The organism is Flavobacterium arabinosi (genome assembly GCF_048158725.1).
GTDB classification, from domain to species: Bacteria; Bacteroidota; Bacteroidia; order Flavobacteriales; family Flavobacteriaceae; genus Flavobacterium; species Flavobacterium arabinosi.
Map to the genome: position 1 here is coordinate 884,560 of NZ_JBLNKX010000001.1, position 26,860 is coordinate 911,419.

The following is a 26,860-nucleotide window of genomic DNA, read 5'->3' on the forward strand; positions in this document are numbered from 1 at the left end:
CTTGTAAAATAAAACGCTACTACTATAATTATTAATTAGATAATTGTATTTTCGCAAACTGAATATAAAAATTAACAACAATAAAAATGGCAGTTTTAGCAAAAATTAGACAACGTTCCGCCTTATTAATAGCAGCTATTGCTATCGCATTATTTGCATTTATAATACAAGATCTTGTCGGTCAAGGTGGCCTTGGTCAAAATACCAAAGATGTAGGAAGTATTGATGGAAAAGACATCGCATTTGAAGATTTTAGAATCAAAGTGAGCAATGTTGAGAAAAGTCAAGAAGGAATTACTTCTACGGCTGCAGCTAACAGAGTTTGGGATCAGGAAGTTTCTATCGCTTTACTGACTTCTGAATTTGATAAATTAGGATTAAGAGTAGGTGAAAAACACTTATTGGAGGTTTTAAAAGGGGATGAAAACATTGGTAAAAATCCATTGTTCTTGAATGCAGCAGGTATGTTTGATATTGCAAAATTCAAAGAATATTTCAAATCAAATCCGGCTCAAGCACAATACTTGAAAGACAGAGAAAAAGATGCGGAGTTAAATGCAAAATATCAAATTTACAATACTTTGATAAAAGCAGCGGTTTATACTACTGAAAGCGAAGGAAAGTTGAAATATGAAATGGAAGCTAACAAAGTAAATTTTGCTTACGTTGCAGGTTTATATTCTACTATTAAAGATAGTGACGTTAAAGTTACTGATGCTGAGATTGTAGATTTCATGAAGAAAAATGAAAAAAAATACAAAGCAGACGAATCTCGTGAAGTAGAGTATGTTTTGATTGAAGATAAAGCTTCAGTTACTGATGAGAATGAAGTTAAATCTAAAATTAACGGATTGTTATCTGGAAGTGTAGTTTATAATCAGGCAACTGGTAAAAACGATACTTTGCCAGGATTTAAAGCTGCTACAAATAATATCGAATTTGTAAACTCAAATTCAGATGTCCCTTATGATTCTACTTATGTTGCTAAGAAAGATTTGCCTGCAGTTGATGCGGATAGATTGTTTAATCTTGCTCCAGGAGAAGTATATGGCCCTTATATGTTTGGAAAATACTATTGTATTTCAAAATCTATGGGTAAAAAATTAGGTGTAAATGCAAAAGCAAGTCACATTTTAATTAGTTATGAAGGAACGCAAGTTCCGAATCAAAAAGAAAAAAGAAACAAAGAGCAAGCTAAAGCTAAAGCAGAAGCAGTATTGGCTCAGGTGAATGCAAATCCAGATAGTTTCCTAATGTTGGCTTTCACAAATTCGGATGATTCATCAGCACAACAAGGGGGTGATTTAGGTTATTTTGGTCCAAACCAAATGGTAAAACCTTTTAACGATTTCGTTTTCAATAATTCAATTGGTAATATAGGATTAGTTGAAACACCTTTCGGATTTCATATTATCAAAATTACAGATAAACAAGACGGGATTCGTCTAGCTACAGTAGCTCAAAAAATTGAAGCTTCAGAAGCAACTTCAGATAAAATTTTCTCACAAGCAACCAAGTTTGAAATGGATGCTGCTGATAAGGATTTTGCAAAAGTTGCAAAAGACATGAAACTTACAATAGCTGCTCCAGTTACTGTAAAAGCAATGGATGAAACTTTTGGTCCTTTAGGAAATCAAAGAACAATAGTAAGATGGGCATTTGAAGATGATGCTAAAGTTGGTGCTGTAAAAAGATTTGAAGTGGCTAATCTAGGTCATGTTATTGCAAAAGTTAAAAGTATCGATAAATCTGGTTTAGTGTCAATCACTTTGGCTAGACCTTATGTAGAGCCAATTCTTAAAAACAAGAAAAAAGCGGAATTGATCAAAGCTAAAATGACAGGAACTTCTCTAGAAGCAATTGCAAAAGCTACAGGTTCAGTTATACAACAAGCTACTGAAGTTACAATGGAAAACCCAATGTTAGTTGGTGCAGGACAAGAACCTAAAGTTGTTGGAAATGCATTTGCATTGTCAGCTAATAAATTGTCAGCGCCGATTGAAGGAAATACAGGTGTTTATGTTGTGAAAAACGTAAGTACAGTAAAAGCACCGGTTTTGAAAAGTCATGAAGCTTACGTAGCTAAATTGAAATCACAAAGCGCTTCAGATGTAAATAGAGTTATTCCTGCATTGAAAGGGAATGCTAAAATAGAAGACAACAGAAAACAATTCAATTACTAATATCATAAGTAATTATTTTCAAGATAAAAAATCCCGATACGTTCTGAATGTATCGGGATTTTGTTTTTAGTATGGTTTTGTTTGAAAGGTTGATTAGAATTTAAGATGAAAATCTAATTGTTGAATTAAGATAAAATCATTTCGTGATAAGGAATAATTGTTTTATATCCTTTTGAAGCAAAATATTCACTAGGATTTTCAGCTGCAATTACCATTATAAAATCGCCTCCCCAAGCACCAAGGCTTTTGATTGCACCATTAAAATCTGGAAATAAAGATTCTTTAATGGTTTGCATTTCCAGAATAACACTCATTTCGGTTTCGTGCTTTTCTATCGCTAAGGTAAATGAGTGAAGCGTAGTGGCTTTTAAAACTTCAAAAGTTATTTTGTCATTTAAAACAATGGTTCGTGCCAGGTTGTTTTTTTTATTGGTGTTGTATGAAGCGATTGCATTCTTGCTGCTTTGTTTTTTATTGAGATATACAAAATAAATATTTTCAGTAAATACAGGACTAAAATTTACTTTTTCAACAATAGGTTTTCCTTGTTCTAAATGGTATAAAATGGGAGTGTCGTTTTGAGCACACGCAATATCATAACCGCTTCCTCCAAAACTGTTTTTAAGCAGCGTAAAGGCGTCAATTTGCAGCCATTGAGCAATGTTGTTTATCAAAGTGGACGAGGTGCCTAAACCCCAACTTTTAGGAAATCCAAGTTCAGTGGTGATTGTGTATCCTTCGGAATTAATAATGAAATCAGGATTTAATACAAAAGCTTCGTGTAAAATAGCTGTCAATGTAGCTTTAACGGATTCACTTTCTGAATTTCTTTTATTTGAAATATCCAAAAATGAAATGCTGTCTTCAAACCAAATGCTGCCATCAGCATCGTAGCTTTTCCAAATGATTTCTTTGTTGGTTCCTTTTTCTATAATCAGGTTTTGTCCTAATTTTGTGGGTAATGCAAAAGCTTTTGCGCCATCCAAAACAAGATATTCTCCTGTGATTAAAAGTTTTCCGTTACTGTAGAATGTTTGTCTCATTATTTTTTCGAGGAACGAAGCAATCTCCTTTTTTTGTTGCATTAGGGGTAAAATTAGTTTCTTAAATTTTCAATAAAGTCAACTACCGCACTATGTGAAATAGTATTTTTCTTGAAATATTTATGGATCAAAATTCGTTCATCATCGTTGGCTTCAAACTGATTGATGATGTTGTTTAAATGCATTTTCATATGACCTTCCTGAATTCCAGTAGTTGTCAAGGAGCGTAAAGCGGCAAAATTTTGTGCCAAACCAGCGACTGCGACCACTTGCATTAATTCCTTCGCGGATGGGTTTTCAAGCATTTCTAATGCTAGTTTTACTAATGGATGTAAAGAAGTTAATCCGCCAACGGTACCTAAAGCTAACGGTATTTCTAACCAAAAAGTGAATATTCCATTCTCTGTTTTGGCATGTGATAAACTGGTATATTTTCCGTTTCGTGCTGCATAGGCATGAATTCCAGCTTCTACTGCGCGGAAATCATTACCAGTAGCTAACACAACAGCATCGATGCCGTTCATAATTCCTTTGTTGTGTGTTACGGCGCGGTATGGTTCTACTTCGGCAATTTGAACTGCTTGGACAAATCGTTCTGCAAATGCTGTAGGATTTAAAATGTGCTTTTCTTTTAATTCTTCAACAGGACACGAAACTTCAGCTCTAACGAGACAGTTAGGAACATAATTCGAGAGAATGCTCATTACGATTTGGATGTTTTTCTCGGTTACAGAGAATAATTCATAAATCGATGCTTCTTCTCTTAATGTTTTGGCAAATTGCTCTAAACAAGAATTGATAAAATTAGCACCCATGCTGTCTTTGGTTTCAAATGTAGCATGAAGCTGAAAGTAATTCGGTAGTAAATCAGTTTTGTCTTTTAGGACAATATCAAGAATTCCACCGCCACGTTTTTGCATGTTTTTTGTGATGGATTCTGTTTCTGAAAAAAACTTAGCTTTGGTTTGAACAAAGAATAATTCCAGTTTTGAAACGTCACCTTTGAAAATAAAATGAACCTGGCCAATTTTTTCGGTATCGATAACAGTAGCTTTAAAACCTCCTCGAGTGGACCAAAATTTTGCGGTTTTTGAAGCAGCAGCAACCACTGAACTTTCTTCAATTGCCATCGGAATGGCACTGTATTTGTTGTTGATTAGGAAATTTGGAGCGACTCCTAGTGGAATATAGAAATTGGTTATCGTATTTTCTATGAATTCATCGTGTAATTTCTGTATTTTTTCATCTGAATTCCAATAGTTTTTAAGTAATGCTATTGCTTCAGAAGGAGTTGAAAAGTATTCTTTGGCAATCCAGTTTATTTTTTCTTCTTTGGATAATTTAGAAAATCCTGCTACGGCGTTATTCATTCTCAATAGATTATAATATATATACGCGCAAAGATACGCTTTTAGCCGTTTTGTTTACTATCAGATTATCCTCAATAAATGAGTGTGTTTAATATTGTTTTTAACATTTAACACATCAAATGTGAAATAATTGTAAATTTTTCACTAAAATTGACGGTTTTTATATTTAAATAAAAATTATGAAATAGTCGTGATTAAAAATAACAATATCAAATGAAAATAACGCCTCTTGGCGTTTAACATATTTCCAAAATTAATATTAGCTATATATGAATTCGAACAAAATTACAACCTTACTTTTATTCTTGTGTTTTACTGTTTTTGGTCAACAAAAAATTACAATCGATGAAATCTTTAATGGTGCTTTTACTGCTAAAGGAATGGATGAGTTACAGTCCATGAAAATTACCAATCAATATTCGGTATTGAATTTTGACCAAAAGTCAAGAAGTACACAAATAGATTTGTATGATTTTGCAACCTTGAAAAAAGTAACTACACTTATAGATACAAAATCGCATAAAGATTTATCTAGCGGGATTGACAGTTATACGTTTGATGCTTCTGAAAAAATGATTTTGTTAGCGTGTAACACCAATAAGATTTTCCGTCATTCTTTTACTGCCGATTATTATGTGTATAACATAGGGACCAAACAATTAACAAAGTTATTTGATTTTCAAATTCAAGAACCTACATTTTCCCCAGATGGTAAAAAGATAGCTTACGCAAAAGAAAATAATCTTTATATATATGATTTGGCTTCAAAAAAAGCAACTGCTATTACTACAGACGGAAAGAAGAATAACATCATCAATGGAATAACGGATTGGGTTTACGAAGAAGAATTTGCTTTCGTAAGAGCATTCGACTGGAGTAAAGACAGTAAAAAAGTGGCTTATATCCGTTTTGACGAAAGTCAAGTTCCTGAATTCTCCATGTCTATATTTGGAAAGGATTTATATCCTAAAATTGAAACATTCAAATATCCAAAAGCAGGCGAGAAAAACTCGTTAGTGTCTTTGCATATTTATGATGTTACCAGCAACGCCACCAAAAAAGTAAATCTTGGAAACTACAATGATTTTTATATTCCAAGAATAAAATGGACTAATGATGCCAATGTGCTTTCGGCTCAAGTGTTGAATCGTCATCAGGATAATTTAGACTTGATGTTTATCGATGGGAATTCAGGAGCTGCAAAAGTAGTTTTGAATGAAAAAGACAAAGCGTATGTAGATGTTACTGATAACCTTACTTTTTTGAAAGACAATAGTTTTATTTGGACTAGCGAAAAAGACGGATTCAATCATATTTACGTTTATGATAAAAGAGGAAAGTTGAAAAATCAAGTGACCAAAGGAAACTGGGAAGTAACCAATTACTATGGATTTGATGAAAAAACGAATACTGTTTTTTACCAATCGGTAGAGAATGGCTCGATTAATAGAGATGTTTATAGAATAGCTCTTGACGGAAAAAATAAAGTGCGTCTGTCTAAAAATGTGGGAACAAGTACAGCAACTTTTAGCCCTAATTTCCAATACTACATCAATACGTTTTCTAGTACTTTACAACCAACGATTTATTCTTTGAACGAAGCTAAGGCAGGAAAACAAGTTCAAGTTATTGAGAATAACGAAGCATTAGCAGCAAAATTAAAACCGTACAACTTACCTGCGAAAGAATTTTTTGTTTTGAAAACTGAAAAAGGAAATGAGCTGAATACTTGGATTATGAAGCCGAAAGATTTTGATGCTTTAAAAAAATATCCAGTTTTCATGGTTCAATATTCTGGTCCTGGATCACAGTCTGGAGCCAATCAATGGAATGCTTCCAATGATTACTGGGCTATGATGTTAGCCCAACAAGGTTATATTGTGGCTTGTGTTGACGGTCGTGGAACAGGTTTTAAAGGTGCCGATTTTAAGAAGGTGACCCAAAAGCAATTAGGGAAATATGAAGTGGAAGACCAAATTGACGCAGCGAAGGTTATAGGGAATTACTCTTTTGTTGATAAATCCAGAATTGGAATTTGGGGATGGAGTTTCGGAGGATTTATGGCTTCTAATTGTATTATGAAAGGGAATGATGTTTTCAAAATGGCAATTGCGGTTGCTCCGGTAACGAATTGGAGATTTTATGATAGTGTTTATACCGAGCGTTACATGCAAACGCCTCAAGAAAATCCTAGTGGTTACGATGAAAACTCCCCAATAAATTATGTAGATAAACTAAAAGGAAAATTTCTTTTGATTCATGGTTCTGGTGATGATAATGTGCATGTGCAAAATTCGATGCAAATGATGGAAGCCTTGATTCAAGCCAACAAACAATTTGATTCGCAGATTTATCCCGATAATGATCACAGTATTAGAGGCGGAAAAACGAGAATTCAATTGTATACTAAAATGACCAATTTTATAAAAGAAAATTTGGGGAATACTATTGATTCAAGCAAGGAGACTATTTGATTTTCAAATCTAACCGATAAAAACCAGAATTCAATTCTATAATAAAATGACTAACTTTATCAAAGAAAATTTATAACACAACTTTATGACAAACGACTTATCGAAGGAAAAAGATTTTTTTGGACATCCAAGGGCACTTTTTATATTGTTTTTTACAGAAATGTGGGAACGCTTTTCGTTTTACGGGATGAAAGCACTATTAATTTTCTATTTAACAAGATACCATCTTTTTTCTGATAGCAGTGGAAATCTATTGATAGGAAGCTATGCCGCCTTGGTATATGCTGTACCAGTAATTGGAGGTTTTATTGCAGACCGATATTTAGGTTTTAGAAAAGCAATAGTTTTTGGTGGAATAATGCTCGTTCTTGGTCATTTAGGAATGGCTTATGAAGGAAATGCCGCTACACAATCGGTCACGGGAGAAATTACTAGAGACGATGCAGCATTACAAATATTTTATTTTTCTTTATCATTAATAATTGTAGGAGTCGGTTTTCTTAAAGCGAATATTTCTTCATTAGTTGGTGAATTGTATGAAGTAGGGGATAAAAGAAGAGATTCTGGTTTTACATTATTTTATATGGGGATCAACTTAGGGTCTTTTTTAGCAACTATAATTTGTGTTTGGCTTGGAGAAACGTACGGTTGGAGCTACGGATTTGGGGCAGCTGGCGTAGGAATGTTTTTTGGATTATTGACTTTTATTTCAGGAAGAAAATTGTTGATGGGAAAAGGAGAATCAAAAGTGCCAGAACTCTTGGAGAAAAAATCTTTTGGTTTGAAAAACGAATGGTTAATATACATAATTAGTGTTTCATCTGCTTTGATTTTTTGGCAAATGGTACAACGCCATGATGTAGTTTCTAGTTCATTGATGGTTGCTGGTGCAGCTTCATTTATTTATATAATTTACTACAGCATCACACAATTAGATAAAAAAGCAAGAGAGCAATTAATTGCATTAACCATTTTAATTGTTTTTACAGTAATTTTCTGGGCATTATTCGAACAAGCATATACTTCGTTAAATTTATTTGCGGATAGAATTTTAGACCGAACTATTTTTGGGTATACAATATCTGCAGGGCAATTTTTAAGTTTTAACGCCTTGTTTATTATTTTATTAGCCCCGGTTTTTGCTTGGTTATGGGTGAAATTAGGTAAGTATAATCCGAATACGGCAGTGAAATTTTCAATAGCTTTGTTATTTGTAGGGTTAGGTTTCGGTTCTTTGGTTTTAGGGATTAGTTTGTCAGGTTTAGGAAAAGTGGCTATGGTTTGGCTAATTCTTACCTACTTTTTACATACTTGTGGAGAATTGTGTCTGTCACCAGTTGGTCTTTCAGCCGTTACTAAATTGTCTCCTGTGAAAATTGTGGGATTTATGATGGGAGTTTGGTTTTTGGCAACAGCCAGTTCAGAATTTATTGCTTCAATTTTAGCTAACATCGCCTCTGTAGATACTTCAAATGGTACAGCACCGGATTTAAATTTAGCAAAACAGAGTTACTTAACGCTTTTTGAATATTTATTTTATACTGGACTTGGCTTCGGAATTGTTCTTTTAGCACTTTCGCCAGTAATCAAAAAATTAATGCACGGAGTTGACAAAGAATTAAATAATTAATTATTATGAGTGAAAATACTACAGACCAATTTTTTAAAAGCACCGTTTTAGGACATCCAGCGGGATTATTCGTTTTATTCTTCACAGAGATGTGGGAGCGATTTTCATTCTACGGGATGCGTTCTTTATTGATATTGTTTTTGACCACTTCTTTTACTGATGGAGGTTGGGAATGGACTAGAGAAAATGCATCCGCTTTATTTGGTTCTTATGTTGGTCTGGTTTATTTATCAACCATGTTAGGAGGTTACTTTGCGGATAAAGTGATTGGTTTTAGATGGGCAGTTGTTGTAGGTGCAGTTTTAATGACGTTAGGTCATGCTTCTATGGCGGTTGAAACAGAATTTTCTATTTATTTAGGATTGGTTTTATTAGTTTTTGGAAACGGATTTTTCAAACCTAATATGACTTCAATCGTATCTGAAATGTATAAGGACCGTCCTGAGAAGAAAGATGGTGCTTATACTTTATTTTATATGGGTGTCAATGCTGGTGCATTCTTTGGAATATTGCTTTGTGGGTATTTAGGAGAAAAAGTAGGATGGAGTTATGGTTTTGGTCTTGCCGGAATTTTTATGTTCTTTGGTATGTTGCAATTTTGGTTGTCTCAAAATATCTTTGGAGACATTGGTTTAAAACCAAGTGCAGCAAGTAAAGCTAAGGCCGAGGCTTTGGATACTGATAAAAGAAATCCATTTACACCTTGGCAACTTGGAATTATTGCGCTGTCATCAATTTTAGGATTGTTGTGGATTTTAAATGATCCTGCTTCAAAAATTTCAGGAGGTAAAATAAATATTTTTTCTTTTCTTGGTGAAAACGGAAACGCAATTGCTATAGTTTCAGCATTGCTTTTATTCGTTATACTGTTAGTTTACAGATTTACGCAATATTCACAAATCACTAAAGAAAAATTAATAGCAGTGACATTTTTCGCTTTTCTGACCATCTTCTTTTGGGCGATTTTTGAACAGTCTCCAAATAGTTTAACCATTTTTGCTAATGACTATACTGATCGGGTTTTAGTTGGGAATTGGAGCGTCGTGTTTTTAGTGGTTAATTCATTAATTACAATTATGCCATTAGTGATTATTACATGGGTTTTGTATTTGTTATTTAAACAAACATTCAAATACTATGCGGTGGCAAATATAATTTTGAGCATAAGTTTTGTTATAATATGGGCAATCGCAATTTGGATGTTGACCAAAGATTATTATACTGCGGGATATTTATCTTTATCAGATTCCACTTTGCAATCACTAAAAATTGATAAAGTAACAACTGCATTAACGGAGGTTCCAGCTACTTGGTTCTCTACATTAAACTCATTGTTTATCATTTCCCTGGCTCCATTATTTTCAAAATGGTGGGAAAGTAAATATAACCCTTCTGCAAATTTAAAATATGGAATCGGAATGGGATTATTAGCCCTTGGGATGGCTTGTGTTGCTTGTGGCGCGAGTGGTATTGAAGCAGGTGCAAAAACAGCTTCGGTTAGTATGATTTGGCTTATTTTGGTATATCTTTTTCATACTATGGCAGAATTGTGTATCTCACCTGTAGGGTTGTCTTATGTTAGTAAATTAGTTCCTGCAAGAATGATTGCATTTATGTTCGGAGTTTGGTATCTTGCAGTAGCAATTGGTATGAAAGGAGCGGGTATGTTTGGTGAGAATATTGATAAAATCGCCAACGAACATGGGTTAAGTTATTTCTTTTGGATGTTGACAATAATTTCAATTGTTGTAGCTTTGTTCTCTATTTTAATGACTCCTGTAATTAAGAAATTAATGCATGGTGTCAGGTAAATTTCAGGCACTATTATTGATTAGATAACTACAAAAATATAAATGATGAAGAAAATAGTAGTAGCAGCATTGCTGTTTGTTGCTTCATATGCTGCTGAAGCACAAGAATTAGTCTGGGAGACCAATGTCAAAAAGGCAATGGAAGTTTCTAATAAAACCAAGAAACCAATGTTGCTGTTTTTTACAGGTAGCGATTGGTGTGGTTGGTGTATTCGATTGCAAAAAGAAGTGTTGAAGACACCGGAATTTGCTACTTGGGCAAAGGATAATGTGGTTTTGGTTGAATTAGATTATCCAAGAAGAACACCGCAAACGCCTGAAATTAAAACGCAAAATAATGAATTACAACAAGCTTTTGGGATTCAAGGATTCCCGACTATTTATTTTGCCAATGGCACTAATAAAGAAGGGAAAGTGAATTTTGAAGGACTGGGAAGTACCGGTTATGTTGCTGGCGGGCCTTCGGCTTGGTTAGCTGTTGCTGATGGAATTCTGAAAAAGAAATAAATTTCAATTTAACGTATAGAATCCCTTTTCGCCAGTTGCGTGAAAAGGGATTTTTTGTTTATTGCAAGTTGCTTTCCAATATTTTTGTACTGTTTTATAGTTCGATGCATCAGCGATAACTATTCCTGGTTTTACAGTTTGAAATAGTCGTTCCAAATTTATTTTTGGAGATTGGGTAAGTAACAAAATATCAGGTTTTATATTTATCGTATAAATTCCTAAGCTGTCCAAAATCAGAATTTTTTTTCCGTTAAAAAAAGCAGTGTTTTGAATTCTCTTTTTAGTTTTCAAAGTGCTGAAATTCCCAACTAAATATGATGTCAGAATATTATTTTTTGGGGAGGCTTTCAAAATACTGTCATTAGCATATAAGGTAACCGCTTCTCCGTTTCGTTCCGTAATAAGCGTATTTTTCTTGGAATTGAAAACAATCCATTCTTTTTGGTTTTTCACATCAGATTCGTTTTTTATATATGAAATTTGTAAAACGATTATCGAAATTAAAACCATTGCCAATTTGGTGAAACTTGGTTTTTTGAACCAAAAGACAGTACTTATAATTATCAAATAAAAACTAATTAAAAAGTACAAATTGAAAGAGATATTTTGAATTATAAATTGTTCCAGTGAGGCGATAGAGTTGATTATTTTATTCAAATAAAAGATGCTCCATTCCAATGGTTTGGAAAGTAACAAGGGAACGCATCCGAAAGCTGCTAATACCATGACAAAAACGCCTAAAACCATGATGAGACTGAGCAATGGAATGATAATTAAATTGGTTACAAAGAATAAACCTGGGAATTGATGGAAATAATAGATGCTTAATGGCAAAGTCCCAATTTGCGCTGCAAAAGAAACGGTGAGAATATCCCAAATGTATTTAGAAATTTTGTTTTTTGGCAACCAAATAGAAGCCAAAAGTGGTTGTAACCAAATGATGAAAAATAAAGCGATATAGCTCAGCTGAAATCCAACATCAAACAAAAAGGTTGGTTGAAAAAGCAAAATTAACAAGACAGATACCAATAAGGTGTGGTAAATATTCACACTTCTGCGCAAATGAGTGCCTATTGCAACAAACGAAAACATAACCACTGAGCGAACTACTGAAGGTGCTAGTCCTGCTATTAGTCCAAATAGAGATAATGAAGCCAGAATGATTATCAGTTTGATAAAGGACCCTTTTTTAGTATTGGGCAACGGTTTTAGTATATAAGTGACAAAGAGCAATATGAATCCAATATGCAATCCTGAAACGGATAAAATATGTACAGCGCCAGCATATTGATAATCCCGAATGATTTCAGGAGAAATATCTTGTTGCTGACCCATAATCAATGCAACTGCTACGTTTAATTCGGTTTTGTGGAAGTTGTTTTTTTCTAAGTTATGAATGATTTTTGTTCTTAATCTGGAGGTGTAATACCAAATGTTCTTTTCCATTTTAGAACCCACACTAATTTCCGCAGCATCAGCGTAGAGTTGCGCATAGATTTGTTTGTTCTCCAGGTATTTGCTGTAGTCAAATTGGTTGGGATTATTTGGCGGACTGTTTTTATATAAAGTGCCTTTGATGCGAAGAGGTGTTCCAATTTCGAATTGATGATTCAAACTGTCTTTTCGAATATTAAGGATTATTCTACCCGTATTTTCTGTTTTATCGATGCGATTTACTGTAGCAATATAACGATCATTAAAAGTAGAACTTTTTAATTTTTCCCGCAGCGTGACTAATATCAGATGCGGTTTTTCGAAAATAGAACTATAATGGATATAATTGCTTTTTTGAAAATAATCGGTGTGTACAATTAGAGTTGTTGCTCCGATAAAAAAAGAAAGCACGTAAGTCGAAATGCCAAAATAAGTAGTGTCGTTGCCCTTTTTTTTGGATAAAAAATAAAGAATGCTAAAAAAGAAGACAGAAACAAAAAGTAGGACAAAAATAATTTTAGGCTCAGGTTTTAAATAATAGGGCAGAAGAATCCCTAAAATGAAACCAATTGTGATTCTCGCTAAAGGAAATTGTAGCACTTTCATTTTTCTAAAGTACAAATTTTTAGTAAGAAATAGCTTTATTTTTTATAATAAAATGAACGAATTATTTATCGAATAATTCTATTCACTTGGGCAAATGAACGTTGATAATATGGCTCTTTTGTTGAGGAAATTATTACGCCTCTGGAGGTAGAAGAGTGAATGAATTTTACGTCATCATCAGAAACATCGATTACCATTCCCACGTGATTAATTTGAGATTTCCTATTGGTTTTAAAAAATATTAAATCTCCTTTTTTAATATTATCATCCCGATCAATGATTGATCCTAATTTTGATTGTTCAAAAGAGGTGCGTGGGAGTTGAATTTTACAAGAGTTAAAAACGGAATAGATTAAACCGGAACAGTCAAAACCTGCTTTTGTAGTGCCTCCAGTTCTATATTTAACACCAATATTATCAGAAGCCGTATGAATTAATTGCTCTATTAGATGTCTGGTTCTATCTGTATTTACTTCAGTTTTTTTTGAAGGAATAATTACCGAAGTTGATTTACATGCCGTAAAAAAAATAAGAATTAATAAAAGGTAAAGCAGGTGTTTCAAAAGAGTTGTTTTTTACATATTTTAAAAGAATTGGAATCATTGTAAATCAGCCACAATCAATTTTGCCGTTTTTTCGCTGGCACCAATTCCGCCAAGTTTCGCTTCTAGAACGTTATATTTCTCTAAAAGTTGTTCGCGATGATCAGATTCCAGAATTTTTTTCAATTCTTCCCGAATGCGTTTCGTTGTACAGTCTTCCTGAATTAACTCGGTTACCACTTCTTCGTCCATAATCAAATTCACTAATGAAATGTATTTTAGCGTAATGATTCGTTTTGCAATTTGGTATGAAACCCAGCTCCCTTTATAACAAACCACTTCCGGAACTTTGAAAAGCGCTGTTTCCAATGTTGCTGTTCCAGAAGTAACTAATGCGGCAGTCGCATTTTGCAATAAAGCATAGGTTTTATTGGATATGAATTTTATATTTTCATTGGATATAAAACTCTCATAAAATGAATATTCCTGACTTGGAGCGCCTGCAATGACAAATTGATATTCCGGAAAATCATTGACAACGCTCAACATCACCGACAGCATTTTAGTGATTTCCTGTTTCCGGCTACCAGGCAGAATGGCTATAATGGGTTTTTCGTCTAATTTATTTTCTTTTCTAAAAACGCTAGCTTCGATTGGGGTTTGGTTATGAATCGCGTCAATCAATGGATGGCCTACAAATTCAACGGGGAAATGATGTTTGTCTTCGTAAAATTTTTTCTCGAAAGGCAAAATCACATACATTTTGTCCACATCTCGTTTTATTTCTGTAATACGGCTTTCTTTCCATGCCCAAATTTGGGGTGAAATATAATAGTGGGTTTTTATATTCAATTCTTTTGCCCACTTTGCAATTCGTAAATTAAAACCAGGATAATCGATGAATATTAGTACATCCGGTTGAAATTTTAGAATGTCTTTTTTACATATTTTAATGTTGCTCAAAATGGTTTTTAAATTGAAAATCACTTCAATAAATCCCATAAAAGCCAATTCGCGATAATGTTTCACCAAAGTTCCGCCAACATTATGCATCAAATCACCACCCCAAAACCGAATGTCGGCTTTAGGATCTTCTTTGTAAAGTGCTTTCATTAAATTAGAACCATGTAAATCCCCTGAAGCTTCTCCGGCTATAATATAGTATTTCATGTTTTTATGTTTTGGAGTTTTTCAATTTTTTAGTGTCAGCAATAAATTCAGAAACCTTTCTTCCAAAAATTTTATAGTTGACAAAGGTATGAATATTGCATTTTTAAATAAATAAAGACACAAGTGTCATAATAATAACTGCTAAAATCACACCTCGCGCCATGAGTTCTTTATTTAATTTGAGTAGAATGCCAAAAGCTACTAAATCAAGAATGGATCCCAGGGTGATTATTTTTCCTAGTTTGCCTTCTGATTTCATCGTATACATTCCATTCATAAAGTCAAATTCAGTGAAGAAAGTGATAAAAAGGTAACTACCCAATAGTGAAGCTAAAATTCCGATTACAAATCCAGTTAATAAATCTATTTTATTCATTCCAATTCCAAGTGTTAAGTTGTTGTGCAGCATGATGCGCTGTCAAGTCAAATTGAACTGGAACTACAGATATATACCCGTTTTTTAATGCCCATTCATCAGTATCTTCACCATTGTCTTGGTTTACAAATTCTCCAGTTAGCCAATAATAATCTCTTCCTTGCGGGGTTTTACGTTTGTCGAATTTTTCGGCCCAAATTGCTTTAGCTTGACGGCAAATTTTGATTCCTTGAATGTCTTTTTCTTTTAATTTGGGAAAATTTACATTAAGAACGACTCCTTCAGGTAATTTGTTTTCAAGAACTTCCAGTGTTATTTTTCGAATAAATGACTTTATTTCTTCAAAATTGGCATTCCAGTCGTAATCTAATAAAGAAAATCCAATAGCTTGAATTCCTTCTATACCGGCTTCAATAGCAGCACTCATAGTTCCTGAGTAGATTACATTTATAGAAGAATTGGAACCGTGATTGACACCTGAAACACACAAATCTGGTTTTCTTTTCAAAATTTCGCTAACTGCAAATTTCACACAATCTACAGGAGTTCCGGAACAACTGTATTCTGTTATGGCATCGCTTTCTTTAGAAATTTTATTTAAATATAGCGTGTCATTGATGGTAATTCCATGACCTGTTGCGCTTTGGGGTGCATCTGGAGCGACAACAACGACTTCTCCTATTTCTGCCATAACGGCTATTAATGCCCTAATTCCCGGTGCAGAAATTCCATCGTCATTTGTAACTAATATTAAAGGTTTGGAATGTTTTGTCATTTTATGTTTACAAGGTAGGATTTCTAATTAAATATTTAAATAGCAAATGTAGTCACACAAAACCGTATTTTATAACAAAGAAAATAAAATTTGTCAACTTGGAATATTTAACTCATATGGAAAAAACAATTTTATATCTTTAACAAAAAATTATGCGGCCCTTGTTATTGTTGGCATAGTTTTTACCGTAATTTAGATTAAAAATTGATGAATACTATTATTGACTTTATGAAAAGAAATTATAAAATACTTCTTGTTGTTGTTTGTCTTTCAGCAACACTCTTTGCATTTAAAATTAATGCACCAAAAGAAGCCGACCCCGATAAAGATAAATTACTATTAGAGCTATTAACGTTTGTGATTCAGAAAGGGCATTATAATCCTGCAGCAATAGACGATACCTTTTCTAAAGGAATTTATAAAGATTATATCCAAGCTTTAGATCCTTCTAAACGTTTTTTCCTACAGTCTGATATCGATGAATTTTCGAAATTTGAAACACAATTAGACGATGAATTGATAAATAAAGATTTGACGTTTTTTAATCTTACGTATGATCGTTTGATGAAAAGAATGGAAGAGAGTAAAAAGATTTACAAATCGGTTTTGAGTCAACCTTTTGACTATAATTCGGATGAGAGTTTTAATACGGACTATGAAAAAGCACCTTATCCAAAAGATATTAAAGAACTTACTGATAAATGGCGTAAACAAATTAAATTGTCAACGCTTTCGTCACTTACGGATCGTTTAAAAATCCAAGAAAATAAAAGTAAAGGTATTGTAGAAAAAGAGGCGAAAGATACTTTAGATCCTTTGAAAGAGGAAGAATTTAAAGTTGATCCAATCAATTCAGATACTACTAAAAATAACAAAGCAATTGATAACGGTAAAACAAAGACATTTGCTGAGTTAGAAAAAGAGACTAGAGAAAGTGCTTTAAAATCATTGGATGAGTATTTTGGTTTCATGCAAGATTTAGACAGAAATGATTGGTTCTCAGTATACATCAATTCTATTACATCACGTTTTGATCCGCATACTAATTATTTTGCACCCGAAGAAAAAGAACGTTTTGATGTAAGTATCAGCGGGAAATTAGAAGGGATTGGAGCTCGTCTTCAAAAGAAAAATGATTTTACTGAAATTTCTGAACTTATTTCTGGAGGTCCGGCTTGGAGAGGAAAACAACTCGAAGCAGGAGATTTGATTATGAAAGTTGCTCAAGGAAATGCAGAAGCTGTAGATGTAGTAGGAATGCGTCTTGATGATGTTGTTAAGAAGATTAAAGGACCAAAAGGTACTGAAGTTCGTCTTACAGTGAAAAAAGTGGATGGAACAATTAAAATCATTTCTATAATAAGAGATATTGTTGAAATTGAAGAAACGTATGCTAAATCTAGTATCGTTGATAAAAACGGATTGAAATACGGGGTTATTTACTTGCCTAAGTTCTATATCGACTTTGAAAATAAGGATGGTAGAGATGCAGGAAAAGATATCGCTAAGGAAGTAGAACGTTTGAAAAGTGCAGGAGTAAATGGTATTGTATTGGATGTTCGCGATGATGGTGGAGGTTCATTGTCAACAGTTGTGGACATTGCAGGATTGTTTATTGAGCAAGGGCCAATTGTACAAATTAAATCTGCAGGCAGAAAGAAAGAAGTATTGTTCGATAAAGATAAAAAAATTGAATGGGACGGTCCATTAGTAATCATGGTTAATAGTTTTTCAGCTTCTGCTTCCGAGATTTTGGCAGCTGCAATCCAAGATTATAAAAGAGGAATTATCATTGGTAGCAAACAAACTTATGGTAAGGGAACCGTACAAAATGTAATTGATTTGAATCAATTTGTTCGTAATAGTGCTGTGGGAGATTTAGGGGCTGTAAAAACGACTACTCAAAAATTCTATAGAATTAATGGTGGTTCTACGCAACTTGAGGGAGTAAGTAGCGATATTGTTATGCCAGATAGATATGCCTATTTAAAAATGGGGGAACGTGATGTAGACAATGCTATGCCATGGGATAAAATCGACCCAGCGGAGTATACTATTTGGAATAAAAATGCAAATTTTAATCAAGCGATTTTAAACAGTAAAAAAAGAATTTCCCAGAGTTCCCAATTTCAATTGATTGAGGAAAATGCTAAATGGATTGATAGTAGAAGTGAGGATAATACTTATAGCTTAAATATCGACAAATTCAAAACGGCCCAAAGTGAAATTGAAGAAAAAGCTAAAAAATACAAACCGCTTTCTCAATATAAAAATTCCCTGATATTTACATCACTGCCATATGAAGTTGACGAGGTGAATAAAGACGTAGCTTTAAAAGAAAAAAGAGACAGATGGCATGAGGCTTTGTCTAAAGATATTTATGTTGAAGAAGCATTAAATGTATTAGATGATTTACAAACAAAAGTAGTCTTGAAAAAAAGTATTCCTGCTAAATTGAAAAAAGAGAAATTAGCGAGATCCTAAGTTTATTTTTTAATGAATTGAAGACATAATTTATTGAATACTATTGCGCTCCAGAAATTCAAAAAAGAATTACTGGAGCGTTTTTAGTTTATTGTATTTTTGATATAAAGGAATTGTAACAATCTTAAAATAAATTTGAAATGAAAAACGGTACGTTGTTGAATTCAATTGCTATACTGGTTGGCTTATTGCTTTTTTCTTCCTGTAAAAAGGATGCAGATGTTATTAATTCTGTGAGTGGAAAACATAATCAATATAGTTTAGAAAAAAGCCAAGGCCATTCTGATGATGGAAATAGTTATTCGGAAGACTTATCAATGTTTAGTTTTTTACCATCCTCTACAACGAATCAAATCGTGAAACACGAGTTTTATACTTTGTCTTATAATGAAAAATATGAACAGGCCGAATGGGTTGCCTACGAGCTGAAGGAAAATTACTTGAAGAATAGTAATTTTAAGCGCCCTTTTTTTATTGAAGATCCAAAAGTAAAAACGGGTTCTGCTGATTGGAGAAATTATAAAAATTCAGGATATGACAAAGGACATCTTTGTCCGGCGGGTGACATGGAGTTTGCTTTTAACGCCTATAATGATACTTTTTTTACTTCTAATATTTCACCCCAATTGCATGATTTTAATGATGGAGTTTGGAACAGATTAGAGCAAAAAGTGCGCTATTGGGCAGCTAAATACGATGGAGTTTATGTCATTACAGGTGGCGTTTTAGATTCGTCATTGAAAACAATAGGAAAAGAAAAGGTTTCTGTCCCGGAGTATTTTTATAAAGTTCTATTGGATAACTTTGAAGGGAAATTTAAAATGATTGCTTTTTTAATTCCTAATGCAGAAAGTAATGACCCATTATATCATTTTGTGGTTTCAGTTGATCGTATCGAAAAATTGACAGGAATAGATTTCTTTCCAAAATTAGAAGATACAATAGAAAATCACTTGGAAAAGAATAGTGATTATAAAAGCTGGAGTTTTAATTAGCCCTGATAGCAAGGGAAAGCTTTTGAAGGCGTGTTTATTAGTTTTTTTATTTTGTAAAAGCGACCAACGGAAGCTCTTTACAAAATAATTAAAAAATTTTAACGAGCCGAAAAACTTGAAATGAATAACAGGATTAAGCTACTAATGTTTAAATAAATTGCTTTATTTACCACTCGTTTACTTTATTGGCGTCCATTTTTATAAATATAAAAAGCAGGATTGTAAAGCCCCAAAGACCGGATCCACCATAAGAAAAGAAAGGCAGGGGTACCCCAATTGTTGGGAATATACCCGCAACCATTGCGATGTTTACAAAGAAATGAATGAATAGAATTCCCGCAACACAATAGCCATAGACTCTACTGAATTTTGTTTTTTGTCTTTCGGCCAAGTATATTAATCTTAAAAATAAGCCTACAAAAAGACCTATAACTACTAAAGAGCCTACAAATCCCCATTCTTCACCTACTGTTGTAAAGATATAATCGGTGTGTTGTTCCGGTACGAAACCTCCTTTAGTTTGTGTGCCTTCAAGGAAGCCTTTTCCAAACCAACCGCCTGATCCAATTGCTATTTCCGATTGATTGGTATTATAACCAATTCCTTTCATGTCTACCGATTTTCCTAATAGAATATTAAAACGGTCTCTATGATGTTGTTTAAAAACATTTTCAAATACGTAACTCACAGATAGAACGAATCCTGACATTAAAACGAATAAAATTCCACTTAACGGAATGTTTCTATCTGATAATCTTGATTTGAAATGAACAATAACGAGTACAGCTAATGCGATTAAAACAACATATTGCGGCTGTAATATTAACGTTAAAACAAATAAAAGAATGGTTATGAAGCCTGTCCAGACATACCATGAAGGAAGGCCTTCGCGGTATAAAACGATGATGAATATACTGTAAATTAAAGCGCTTCCGGGGTCAGGCTGGGGTAATATGAGCATGACCGGTAAAAACACAATTGCTAAAGCTTGTATTTGACGATTAACATCCTTTAAATTAATTTGTGTGTCACTTAAATATTTGGCTAATGCCAATGCTGTAGCGGCTTTAGCAAATTCAGAAGGTTGGAGTGTGAAGCTTCCAATACCGTACCAACAACGTTGTCCGGCAATTGTTTTTCCGAATACAAATAATCCCGCCAACGATAATAAGGATATACCAAAAATGATGGTTGCATATTTTTCGTAAAATTTACCGTCTACAGAAAGTATAATGAATATTAATGGAATGGTTAATACAATGAATATAAGCTGCTTTTCATACGTATCTTCCATTGAAGATAATGAAGATGAGTAAATGTTCAACCAACCCATTATTACTAATAAGCTATAGATAATGATGCATATCCAATCAAGATTGTTCGTTACGCTTTGGTTTTTCATTTGAAATATTATAGTGTATTAGTTTTCTTTAGTTGTATCTATTATAACAGGAGTAAGAACAGGGACAACAACGTTTTTACTTTTCAAAATAGAATCACTTTTTCTCAATTGTAATTTTATAATTTCAGAAAGACCACCTAATTTAGCATATTGCGCTTGTAAACTGGTATTCAAAATTCGGGTTTCTAAATCCGTTCTTGTGATTTTTTTTCTGAGGTATTTCTCAATCATTAAACTGGCAATCGGACCAGCTATCGTTGCGCCAAAACCACCGTTTTCTACCAAGATTGCTATGGCAATCTTCGGATTGTCTTTTGGTGCAAAAGCGACAAAGATGGAATGATCTTTTAATTGTTCTCTCTTACCATTTATTTTTGCGAAATTTTCCGCTGTTCCTGTTTTACCGCAAATGTCAATCCCTTCAACTCTCAGGGAACTTGCTGTTCCTAAATTGTACACATCAAATAAACCGCTAATCATTGGTTTATAATACCTTTTGTCTATTGTGGTAACATGTTTAGTTGTGAATTTTTTATCAATTTTGTGACCTTCAATTTGTTTAATGATGTGAGGCGTATAATAATAGCCTTCATTAGCAACAGTAGCCATCATGTTAGCAAGCTGTATTGGAGTCATTAAAACTTCTCCTTGCCCTATTGCATTCGATACGATTGTGGTACTACGCCAACCACCATTAGGGTAGATTTTTTTGTATGTTTTTGAATCAGGAATATTCCCTTTTTTACCGGTTGGTAAATCATATCCCATAAATTGTCCTAAACCAAAGCTTTTTACATGATTACTCCAAACATCCACTGCTTGAGCCGGCTTTGCGTATTTGTTAATAGTTAACATGTAAGCGCTAGCAAAATAGGTGTTACAGGAATTGTAAATACCATTATGCAATTGATGTGGGCCAAATCCGTGGCATTTCATGAATCGACCTCTTGCATAACTGAAACCATGGTGACACATAAAAGTGGTATGTTCATTTACGACTCCTTCTTGAAGTGCAACAAGTCCAGTCAGGATTTTAAATGGAGATCCCGGAGGATATTCAGCTAATAATCCTCGGTCATAAAGCGGTTTTGCAATGGAATCATGATACAATAAGGTGTAGTTTTTAGAACGTTGTCTGCCTACAAGTATTCCTGGGTCATAAGATGGAGCAGTAACAAGAGCTAATATTTCGCCAGTTTTTGGTTCAATAGCAACTATTCCTCCTCTTTTGTTGATCATTAATTCTTCGCCATACTTTTGAAGTTCGGCATCAATAGTAAGGTTTATATCTTCTCCTTGAACCGCAATAGTATCATATCTCCCTTCTTTGTACGATCCAATCTCTCTATTGTATTTGTCTTTTTGGAAATATTTTACTCCTTTTGTACCTCGTAAAATATCTTCATAACTCTCTTCAACTCCTTGTCTTCCAATTAAATCTCCGCTATTGTAATATGGATTTTTTGCAACTAATTTTTCGTTGACTTGAGTGATAAATCCAAAAACATTGGCACCAAAATCTACTTCGTAATCCCGTAAGGAACGTTTTTGAAAATAGAATCCTTCGTATTTTCGAATTTTTTCCTGAAAGGCTGCAAATTCACTTTTGTTTAATTGAGGTAAAAAAACAGAAGGTAATCTTGGACTATATACCTTGGCTTTTGCCATTCTTTTTATAAAATCCTCTTTTGTTATGTCTAATAGCAGACAAAATTCAGAAGTGTCAATGTCTTTTACATCTCTTGGAATTACCATGATATCATAAGAAGCCTGGTTGGCTACTAATAATTTGCCATTTCGATCATAAATATAACCTCTTTCAGGATAGTCATATTTTATTTTTATAGCATTATTGTCTGATTTCAGTTTGAACGAATCATCTATAATTTGTAAATAGAATATTCGCATTACTAGCAATGATGCTGCAACAATGATTAAGGAAGGCAGCAATAATTTTCTCATCTTTTGTTTGGCTTAATAAGATATATTATTATAATGCAAATTAGGATTGTAAATATCGTACTCAACAATGTTCGAAGTAAAATATCCAAGATAAAGCTAAATTGGAATGCTTCTAGTATGAATAATACAAAGTGATGAATTACAACCGACATTAATATAAAAGAGAACCGCTCCGGAGTTAAAACATCGTTTAATCGCACCGTTTGATATTCATAGCTTAATCCAAATGAAAATTTAAAGATATAAGGCCTGAAATATGCCAAAAGGATACATGCCGTGGTATGTATTCCTCCTGAATTACTGAACATATCCATAATAAGTCCTAGCAAGAAACTAGCGATTAACAATCCTGACTTATTGCCGTTTACAGGATATAATATTATAAAAAGGACGTATGGAAATGGACTTATATAGCCCAAAAAATTCATATTATTGAAAATAATAATTTGAACCGCCAATAACAGAACAAAACGGAAAATATTGACTAACAACGTGCTATTCATCTTTTTTTCCTTTTTCTAAATTAATAAGCTCATCACGATTTTTGCTTTTTATAATGTAAACATGTCCTAAATTAGTCATGTCATTAAAAAGTTTTACATCCAATGTATAATAGTTGGTTTGATTGTCAATATAAATTTTATCAATGGTCCCAATGTTGATATTCTCAGGAAATATAACGGATTGTCCACCAGTTACAATAGTGTCACCTTTTCTGATAGCTGCCAATCTTGGCACATCTATCAATTGAACGAAACCGGTACTTTTTCCATTCCAAACCAATGAACCAAAATGATTTGATTTTTTTATCTTTGCGTTAATTTGGGATTTTTTATTTAAAATACTAACTACAGTTGCATAATGCGGAGAAGTATTGTCAATAATTCCAACAATCCCCAAGCTATTTATCACACCCATATCTGGTTTCAAACCTTGCAGTTCCCCTGAGTTTAAGGTTAAGTAGTTTTCGTAAACATTGTATGAATTGTGTATCACTTTTGAAACGAGGATGTCTTCCGATTTTACGCCTTTTAAACTATCTAGTTTTTGTACCGCAGTTGTGTCTTTGCGATTAAAGAGAAGACTTTTTAATTCTGCATTTTCTAAAGCTAGAGCATCGTTTTGACTCTTTAAATTCAAATACTCATTTACTGAATTAACTTTTTCATAAACTCCGCCACTTAAAAAGTTTGCAGAACTAATTATCTTACTTCGATGAAAAGAATGAGATTGAATAGTAAGCACAAGTGAAATGCCCAAAAGCAGCAAAAACAGTAATCTATTACTGTTTTTAAATATAAAATTAAATATTTGCTGCATGTATTATTGGTTATTTTGTTTCAGGTTTTATCCTTAAATTTCTATTCTGTAAAACTATAAGGAAGTTAAGCTTATATAGAATTATTTAAATTGTTAACTAAACCTTATTTTATTAAGATACTTTTAAATTTCGCCAGGTTTTTCAGTGCCATCCCAGTTCCTCTAACTACTGCTCTTAATGGATCTTCAGCTATATAAACAGGTAAATCTGTTTTTTGTGAGATTCTTTTATCAAGGCCTCTTAACATAGATCCTCCACCTGCAAGATATATACCTGTATTGTAAATATCTGCTGCTAATTCTGGAGGTGTTTGAGATAAGGTTTCCATTACAGCATCCTCAATTCTTTGAATTGATTTGTCTAATGCTTTTGCAATTTCACGGTAGGATACTTCTACTTGTTTTGGTTTACCGGTAAGTAAATCTCTTCCTTGAACTGACATGTCTTCTGGAGGAGTTTCTAAGTCTTCAATTGCGGCTCCAATTTGGATTTTTATTTTCTCTGCAGTACTTTCTCCAACAAAAAGATTGTGTTGGGTACGCATATAATATACGATGTCATTAGTAAAAACATCACCGGCAATTTTTACCGATTTGTCACATACAATTCCGCCTAATGCAATTACGGCAATTTCAGTTGTTCCACCACCGATATCAACAATCATGTTTCCTTTAGGTTGCATAATGTCAATTCCTATACCAATAGCTGCTGCCATAGGTTCGTGTATCAAATAGACTTCCTTCCCGTTTACTCTTTCACAAGATTCTTTAACCGCTCTCATTTCCACTTCGGTGATGCCGGAAGGAATACAAACAACCATTCTTAATGCGGGAGTGAACATTCTTTTCTTTAATGCCGGTATGCTTTTTATAAACATACTGATCATTTTTTCGGATGCATCAAAATCAGCAATTACACCATCTTTCAACGGTCTTATCGTCTTAATGTTTTCATGTGTTTTACCCTGCATCATGTTGGCTTCTTTACCAACAGCAATGATTTTGCCTGAAACTCTATCACGAGCAACTATTGAGGGGCTGTCAATTACGACTTTATCATTATGTATGATTAAAGTATTAGCGGTACCAAGGTCTATCGCGATATCCTCGGTCATGAAATCAAAAAATCCCATAAGTTTTTTAAGGGTTAAAAGTTATAAATTTGTGACGGGCAAAGTTAAACAAATTAATGTTTAAAATGACGAGTTCCTGTAAATACCATTGCAACTTTATTTTCATTACAATAATTAATGCTCAATTCGTCTTTTATTGATCCTCCGGGTTGGATTACAGCTGTTATGCCTGCTTTTTTGGCTATTTCCACACAATCTGGAAAAGGGAAAAAAGCATCGCTTGCCATAGACGCGCCATGTAAATCAAATCCAAAAGTTTTTGCTTTTTCAATGGCTTGTAATAAGGCGTCAACTCTTGATGTTTGACCTGTACCTGACGCAATAAGTGTACCATTTTTTGCAAAAACAATCGTATTTGATTTTGTGTTTTTACAAATTTTGGAAGCAAATATTAAATCTTGAACTTCTTGTTCAGTTGGTGCTGTAGTGGTAACGGTTCTTAAGTCTTCTTTATTGTCGGTTATGCTATTTCTTTCTTGAACTAAAATTCCGTTTAAGCAAGTTCTTACTTGTTTTTGCGGTAAAGCTACTTCGTTTTGAACTAGTATAATTCTGTTTTTCTTCTCTTGTAAAATGGCAGTAGCTTCAGTATCATATTCCGGAGCAATTACTACTTCACAAAATAATTTGTTTATTTCTGTTGCAGTCGCTACGTCAATTTTAGTATTAGAAATTAATACACCTCCAAAAGCTGAAGTTGGATCACAGGCCAATGCAGCATTGTAAGCCTCACTAATAGTTTTTCTTGTCGCTAAGCCACAAGCATTATTGTGTTTTAATATGGCAAAAGTAGGGCCGTCATTTTTGAATTCATTAATCAAATTCACCGCAGCATCTACATCTAATAAGTTGTTGTATGATAATTCTTTTCCGTGAACTTTTTTGAACATAGCATCAAAATCTCCAAAGAAAAATCCTTTTTGATGTGGATTTTCTCCATATCTTAAGACTTGACCATGAGCAATACTTTGTTTGTAAACAGTTTCGTCAGTATTGAAATAATTGAAGATTGCTGTATCGTAATGTGATGAAACATGAAATGCTTTTGTAGCCAATAATTTTCTGTTTGCAAGAGTAGTAGCTCCGTTTTGATCTGTGATCAAATCTAAAAGCAAACTATATTCTTCAACCGAAGCCACGATTACAGTGTCTTTAAAGTTTTTTGCGGCAGCACGAATCAATGAAATACCGCCAATATCAATCTTTTCAATAATATCTGATTCACTTGCTCCTGAAGCAACTGTTTTTTCAAATGGGTATAAATCAACTATCACTAAATCAATTTGCGGGATGTTGAACTCTTGCATTTGTTGCACATCACTGTCGTTGTCTTGACGGTTTAGGATTCCTCCAAAAACTTTTGGATGTAAAGTTTTTACTCTTCCACCAAGAATAGAAGGATAAGAAGTTACATCTTCAACAGGAACTACAGGGATTCCTAAATTTTTTATAAAATCTTCGGTTCCTCCAGTAGAGTAAAGTATAACATTTTGTTCGTGCAGTTTTCTTACAATTGGTTCAAGGCCTTCTTTTGAGAATACCGAAATTAATGCAGATTGAATAGTTTTTGTTGTGTTCATTGTGTAGTTATAATTATAAAGTGCAAAAATAGTTTTTTTTTGATTATAAAATTCAATGAATTT

General features: G+C 33.4%; 20 protein-coding genes. 7 read left to right on the forward strand and 13 right to left on the reverse strand.

Annotated features, from left to right (window positions below):
• Positions 1-86 precede the first annotated feature (86 nt).
• Complete coding sequence (locus tag ACM55K_RS03640; protein WP_416848874.1) at positions 87-2,183, forward strand: peptidylprolyl isomerase; 2,097 nt, start codon at positions 87-89, stop codon at positions 2,181-2,183.
• Between the two features lie 125 nt (positions 2,184-2,308).
• Here the strand turns inward: ACM55K_RS03640 and ACM55K_RS03645 are convergent, their stop codons facing one another.
• Both ACM55K_RS03645 and ACM55K_RS03650 read right to left on the reverse strand, forming a co-directional pair.
• A complete protein-coding gene (locus tag ACM55K_RS03645) occupies positions 2,309-3,226 on the reverse strand; it encodes a GYDIA family GHMP kinase (RefSeq protein WP_416848875.1) in 918 nt (305 codons plus the stop codon).
• A 53-nt stretch (positions 3,227-3,279) separates the two neighbouring features.
• Positions 3,280-4,596: a hydroxymethylglutaryl-CoA reductase, degradative gene (locus ACM55K_RS03650; protein ID WP_416848876.1), complete on the reverse strand. Its 1,317-nt coding sequence runs from the start codon at positions 4,594-4,596 to the stop codon at positions 3,280-3,282.
• A gap of 269 nt (positions 4,597-4,865) precedes the next feature.
• On the opposite strand from ACM55K_RS03650, the gene ACM55K_RS03655 reads away from it, so the two are divergent.
• From ACM55K_RS03655 to ACM55K_RS03670, 4 genes are all read left to right on the forward strand, one after another.
• A complete protein-coding gene (locus ACM55K_RS03655) occupies positions 4,866-7,070 on the forward strand; it encodes a S9 family peptidase (protein WP_416848877.1) in 2,205 nt (734 codons plus the stop codon).
• Between the two features lie 85 nt (positions 7,071-7,155).
• On the forward strand, positions 7,156-8,700 hold the full coding sequence (locus ACM55K_RS03660) for a peptide MFS transporter (RefSeq protein ID WP_416848878.1): 1,545 nt from the start codon (positions 7,156-7,158) through the stop codon (positions 8,698-8,700).
• 5 nt (positions 8,701-8,705) lie between these two features.
• Positions 8,706-10,511 (forward strand): peptide MFS transporter, encoded by a 1,806-nt coding sequence (locus ACM55K_RS03665; protein WP_416848879.1) that lies wholly within the window; start codon positions 8,706-8,708, stop codon positions 10,509-10,511.
• 45 nt (positions 10,512-10,556) lie between these two features.
• The gene (locus ACM55K_RS03670; protein ID WP_416848981.1) at positions 10,557-11,018 is read left to right on the forward strand and encodes a thioredoxin family protein; all 462 of its coding nucleotides are present in this window, start codon (positions 10,557-10,559) and stop codon (positions 11,016-11,018) included.
• A 3-nt stretch (positions 11,019-11,021) separates the two neighbouring features.
• Here the strand turns inward: ACM55K_RS03670 and ACM55K_RS03675 are convergent, their stop codons facing one another.
• The 5 genes from ACM55K_RS03675 to surE form a co-directional block, all read right to left on the reverse strand.
• Positions 11,022-13,058: a ComEC/Rec2 family competence protein gene (locus ACM55K_RS03675; RefSeq protein ID WP_416848880.1), complete on the reverse strand. Its 2,037-nt coding sequence runs from the start codon at positions 13,056-13,058 to the stop codon at positions 11,022-11,024.
• Between the two features lie 65 nt (positions 13,059-13,123).
• The gene (locus ACM55K_RS03680) at positions 13,124-13,621 is read right to left on the reverse strand and encodes a C40 family peptidase (RefSeq protein ID WP_416848881.1); all 498 of its coding nucleotides are present in this window, start codon (positions 13,619-13,621) and stop codon (positions 13,124-13,126) included.
• Between the two features lie 36 nt (positions 13,622-13,657).
• Positions 13,658-14,770: a lipid-A-disaccharide synthase gene (gene lpxB / locus ACM55K_RS03685; protein WP_416848882.1), complete on the reverse strand. Its 1,113-nt coding sequence runs from the start codon at positions 14,768-14,770 to the stop codon at positions 13,658-13,660.
• 103 nt (positions 14,771-14,873) lie between these two features.
• Entirely contained in the window at positions 14,874-15,179 is a 306-nt protein-coding gene (locus ACM55K_RS03690; RefSeq protein WP_416848883.1) for a hypothetical protein, read from the reverse strand.
• The gene (gene surE, locus ACM55K_RS03695) at positions 15,139-15,921 is read right to left on the reverse strand and encodes a 5'/3'-nucleotidase SurE (protein ID WP_416848884.1); all 783 of its coding nucleotides are present in this window, start codon (positions 15,919-15,921) and stop codon (positions 15,139-15,141) included. The genes ACM55K_RS03690 and surE overlap by 41 nt, the downstream gene beginning before the upstream one ends.
• Before the next feature lie 207 nt (positions 15,922-16,128).
• Between surE and ACM55K_RS03700 the strand changes: the two genes are divergently transcribed.
• Positions 16,129-18,405 (forward strand): carboxy terminal-processing peptidase, encoded by a 2,277-nt coding sequence (locus ACM55K_RS03700; protein WP_416848885.1) that lies wholly within the window; start codon positions 16,129-16,131, stop codon positions 18,403-18,405.
• A 140-nt stretch (positions 18,406-18,545) separates the two neighbouring features.
• Positions 18,546-19,400 carry a DNA/RNA non-specific endonuclease gene (locus ACM55K_RS03705; protein WP_416848886.1) on the forward strand — a complete coding sequence of 285 codons (855 nt, stop codon included), beginning with the start codon at positions 18,546-18,548 and terminating at the stop codon, positions 19,398-19,400.
• Between the two features lie 166 nt (positions 19,401-19,566).
• On the opposite strand, the gene rodA is transcribed toward ACM55K_RS03705, so the two are convergent.
• The 6 genes from rodA to purH all read right to left on the reverse strand — a co-directional run bounded on the left by rodA (position 19,567) and on the right by purH (position 26,797).
• Positions 19,567-20,802 carry a rod shape-determining protein RodA gene (gene rodA / locus ACM55K_RS03710; RefSeq protein ID WP_416848887.1) on the reverse strand — a complete coding sequence of 412 codons (1,236 nt, stop codon included), beginning with the start codon at positions 20,800-20,802 and terminating at the stop codon, positions 19,567-19,569.
• An 18-nt stretch (positions 20,803-20,820) separates the two neighbouring features.
• Entirely contained in the window at positions 20,821-22,764 is a 1,944-nt protein-coding gene (gene mrdA / locus ACM55K_RS03715; protein ID WP_416848888.1) for a penicillin-binding protein 2, read from the reverse strand.
• Positions 22,761-23,267 carry a rod shape-determining protein MreD gene (locus tag ACM55K_RS03720; protein WP_416848889.1) on the reverse strand — a complete coding sequence of 169 codons (507 nt, stop codon included), beginning with the start codon at positions 23,265-23,267 and terminating at the stop codon, positions 22,761-22,763. The genes mrdA and ACM55K_RS03720 overlap by 4 nt, the downstream gene beginning before the upstream one ends.
• Entirely contained in the window at positions 23,260-24,084 is an 825-nt protein-coding gene (gene mreC, locus ACM55K_RS03725; protein WP_416848890.1) for a rod shape-determining protein MreC, read from the reverse strand. The genes ACM55K_RS03720 and mreC overlap by 8 nt, the downstream gene beginning before the upstream one ends.
• Positions 24,085-24,188: 104 nt before the next feature.
• Positions 24,189-25,217 carry a rod shape-determining protein gene (locus ACM55K_RS03730; protein ID WP_416848891.1) on the reverse strand — a complete coding sequence of 343 codons (1,029 nt, stop codon included), beginning with the start codon at positions 25,215-25,217 and terminating at the stop codon, positions 24,189-24,191.
• A 53-nt stretch (positions 25,218-25,270) separates the two neighbouring features.
• The gene (gene purH / locus ACM55K_RS03735; RefSeq protein WP_416848892.1) at positions 25,271-26,797 is read right to left on the reverse strand and encodes a bifunctional phosphoribosylaminoimidazolecarboxamide formyltransferase/IMP cyclohydrolase; all 1,527 of its coding nucleotides are present in this window, start codon (positions 26,795-26,797) and stop codon (positions 25,271-25,273) included.
• Positions 26,798-26,860 lie beyond the last annotated feature (63 nt).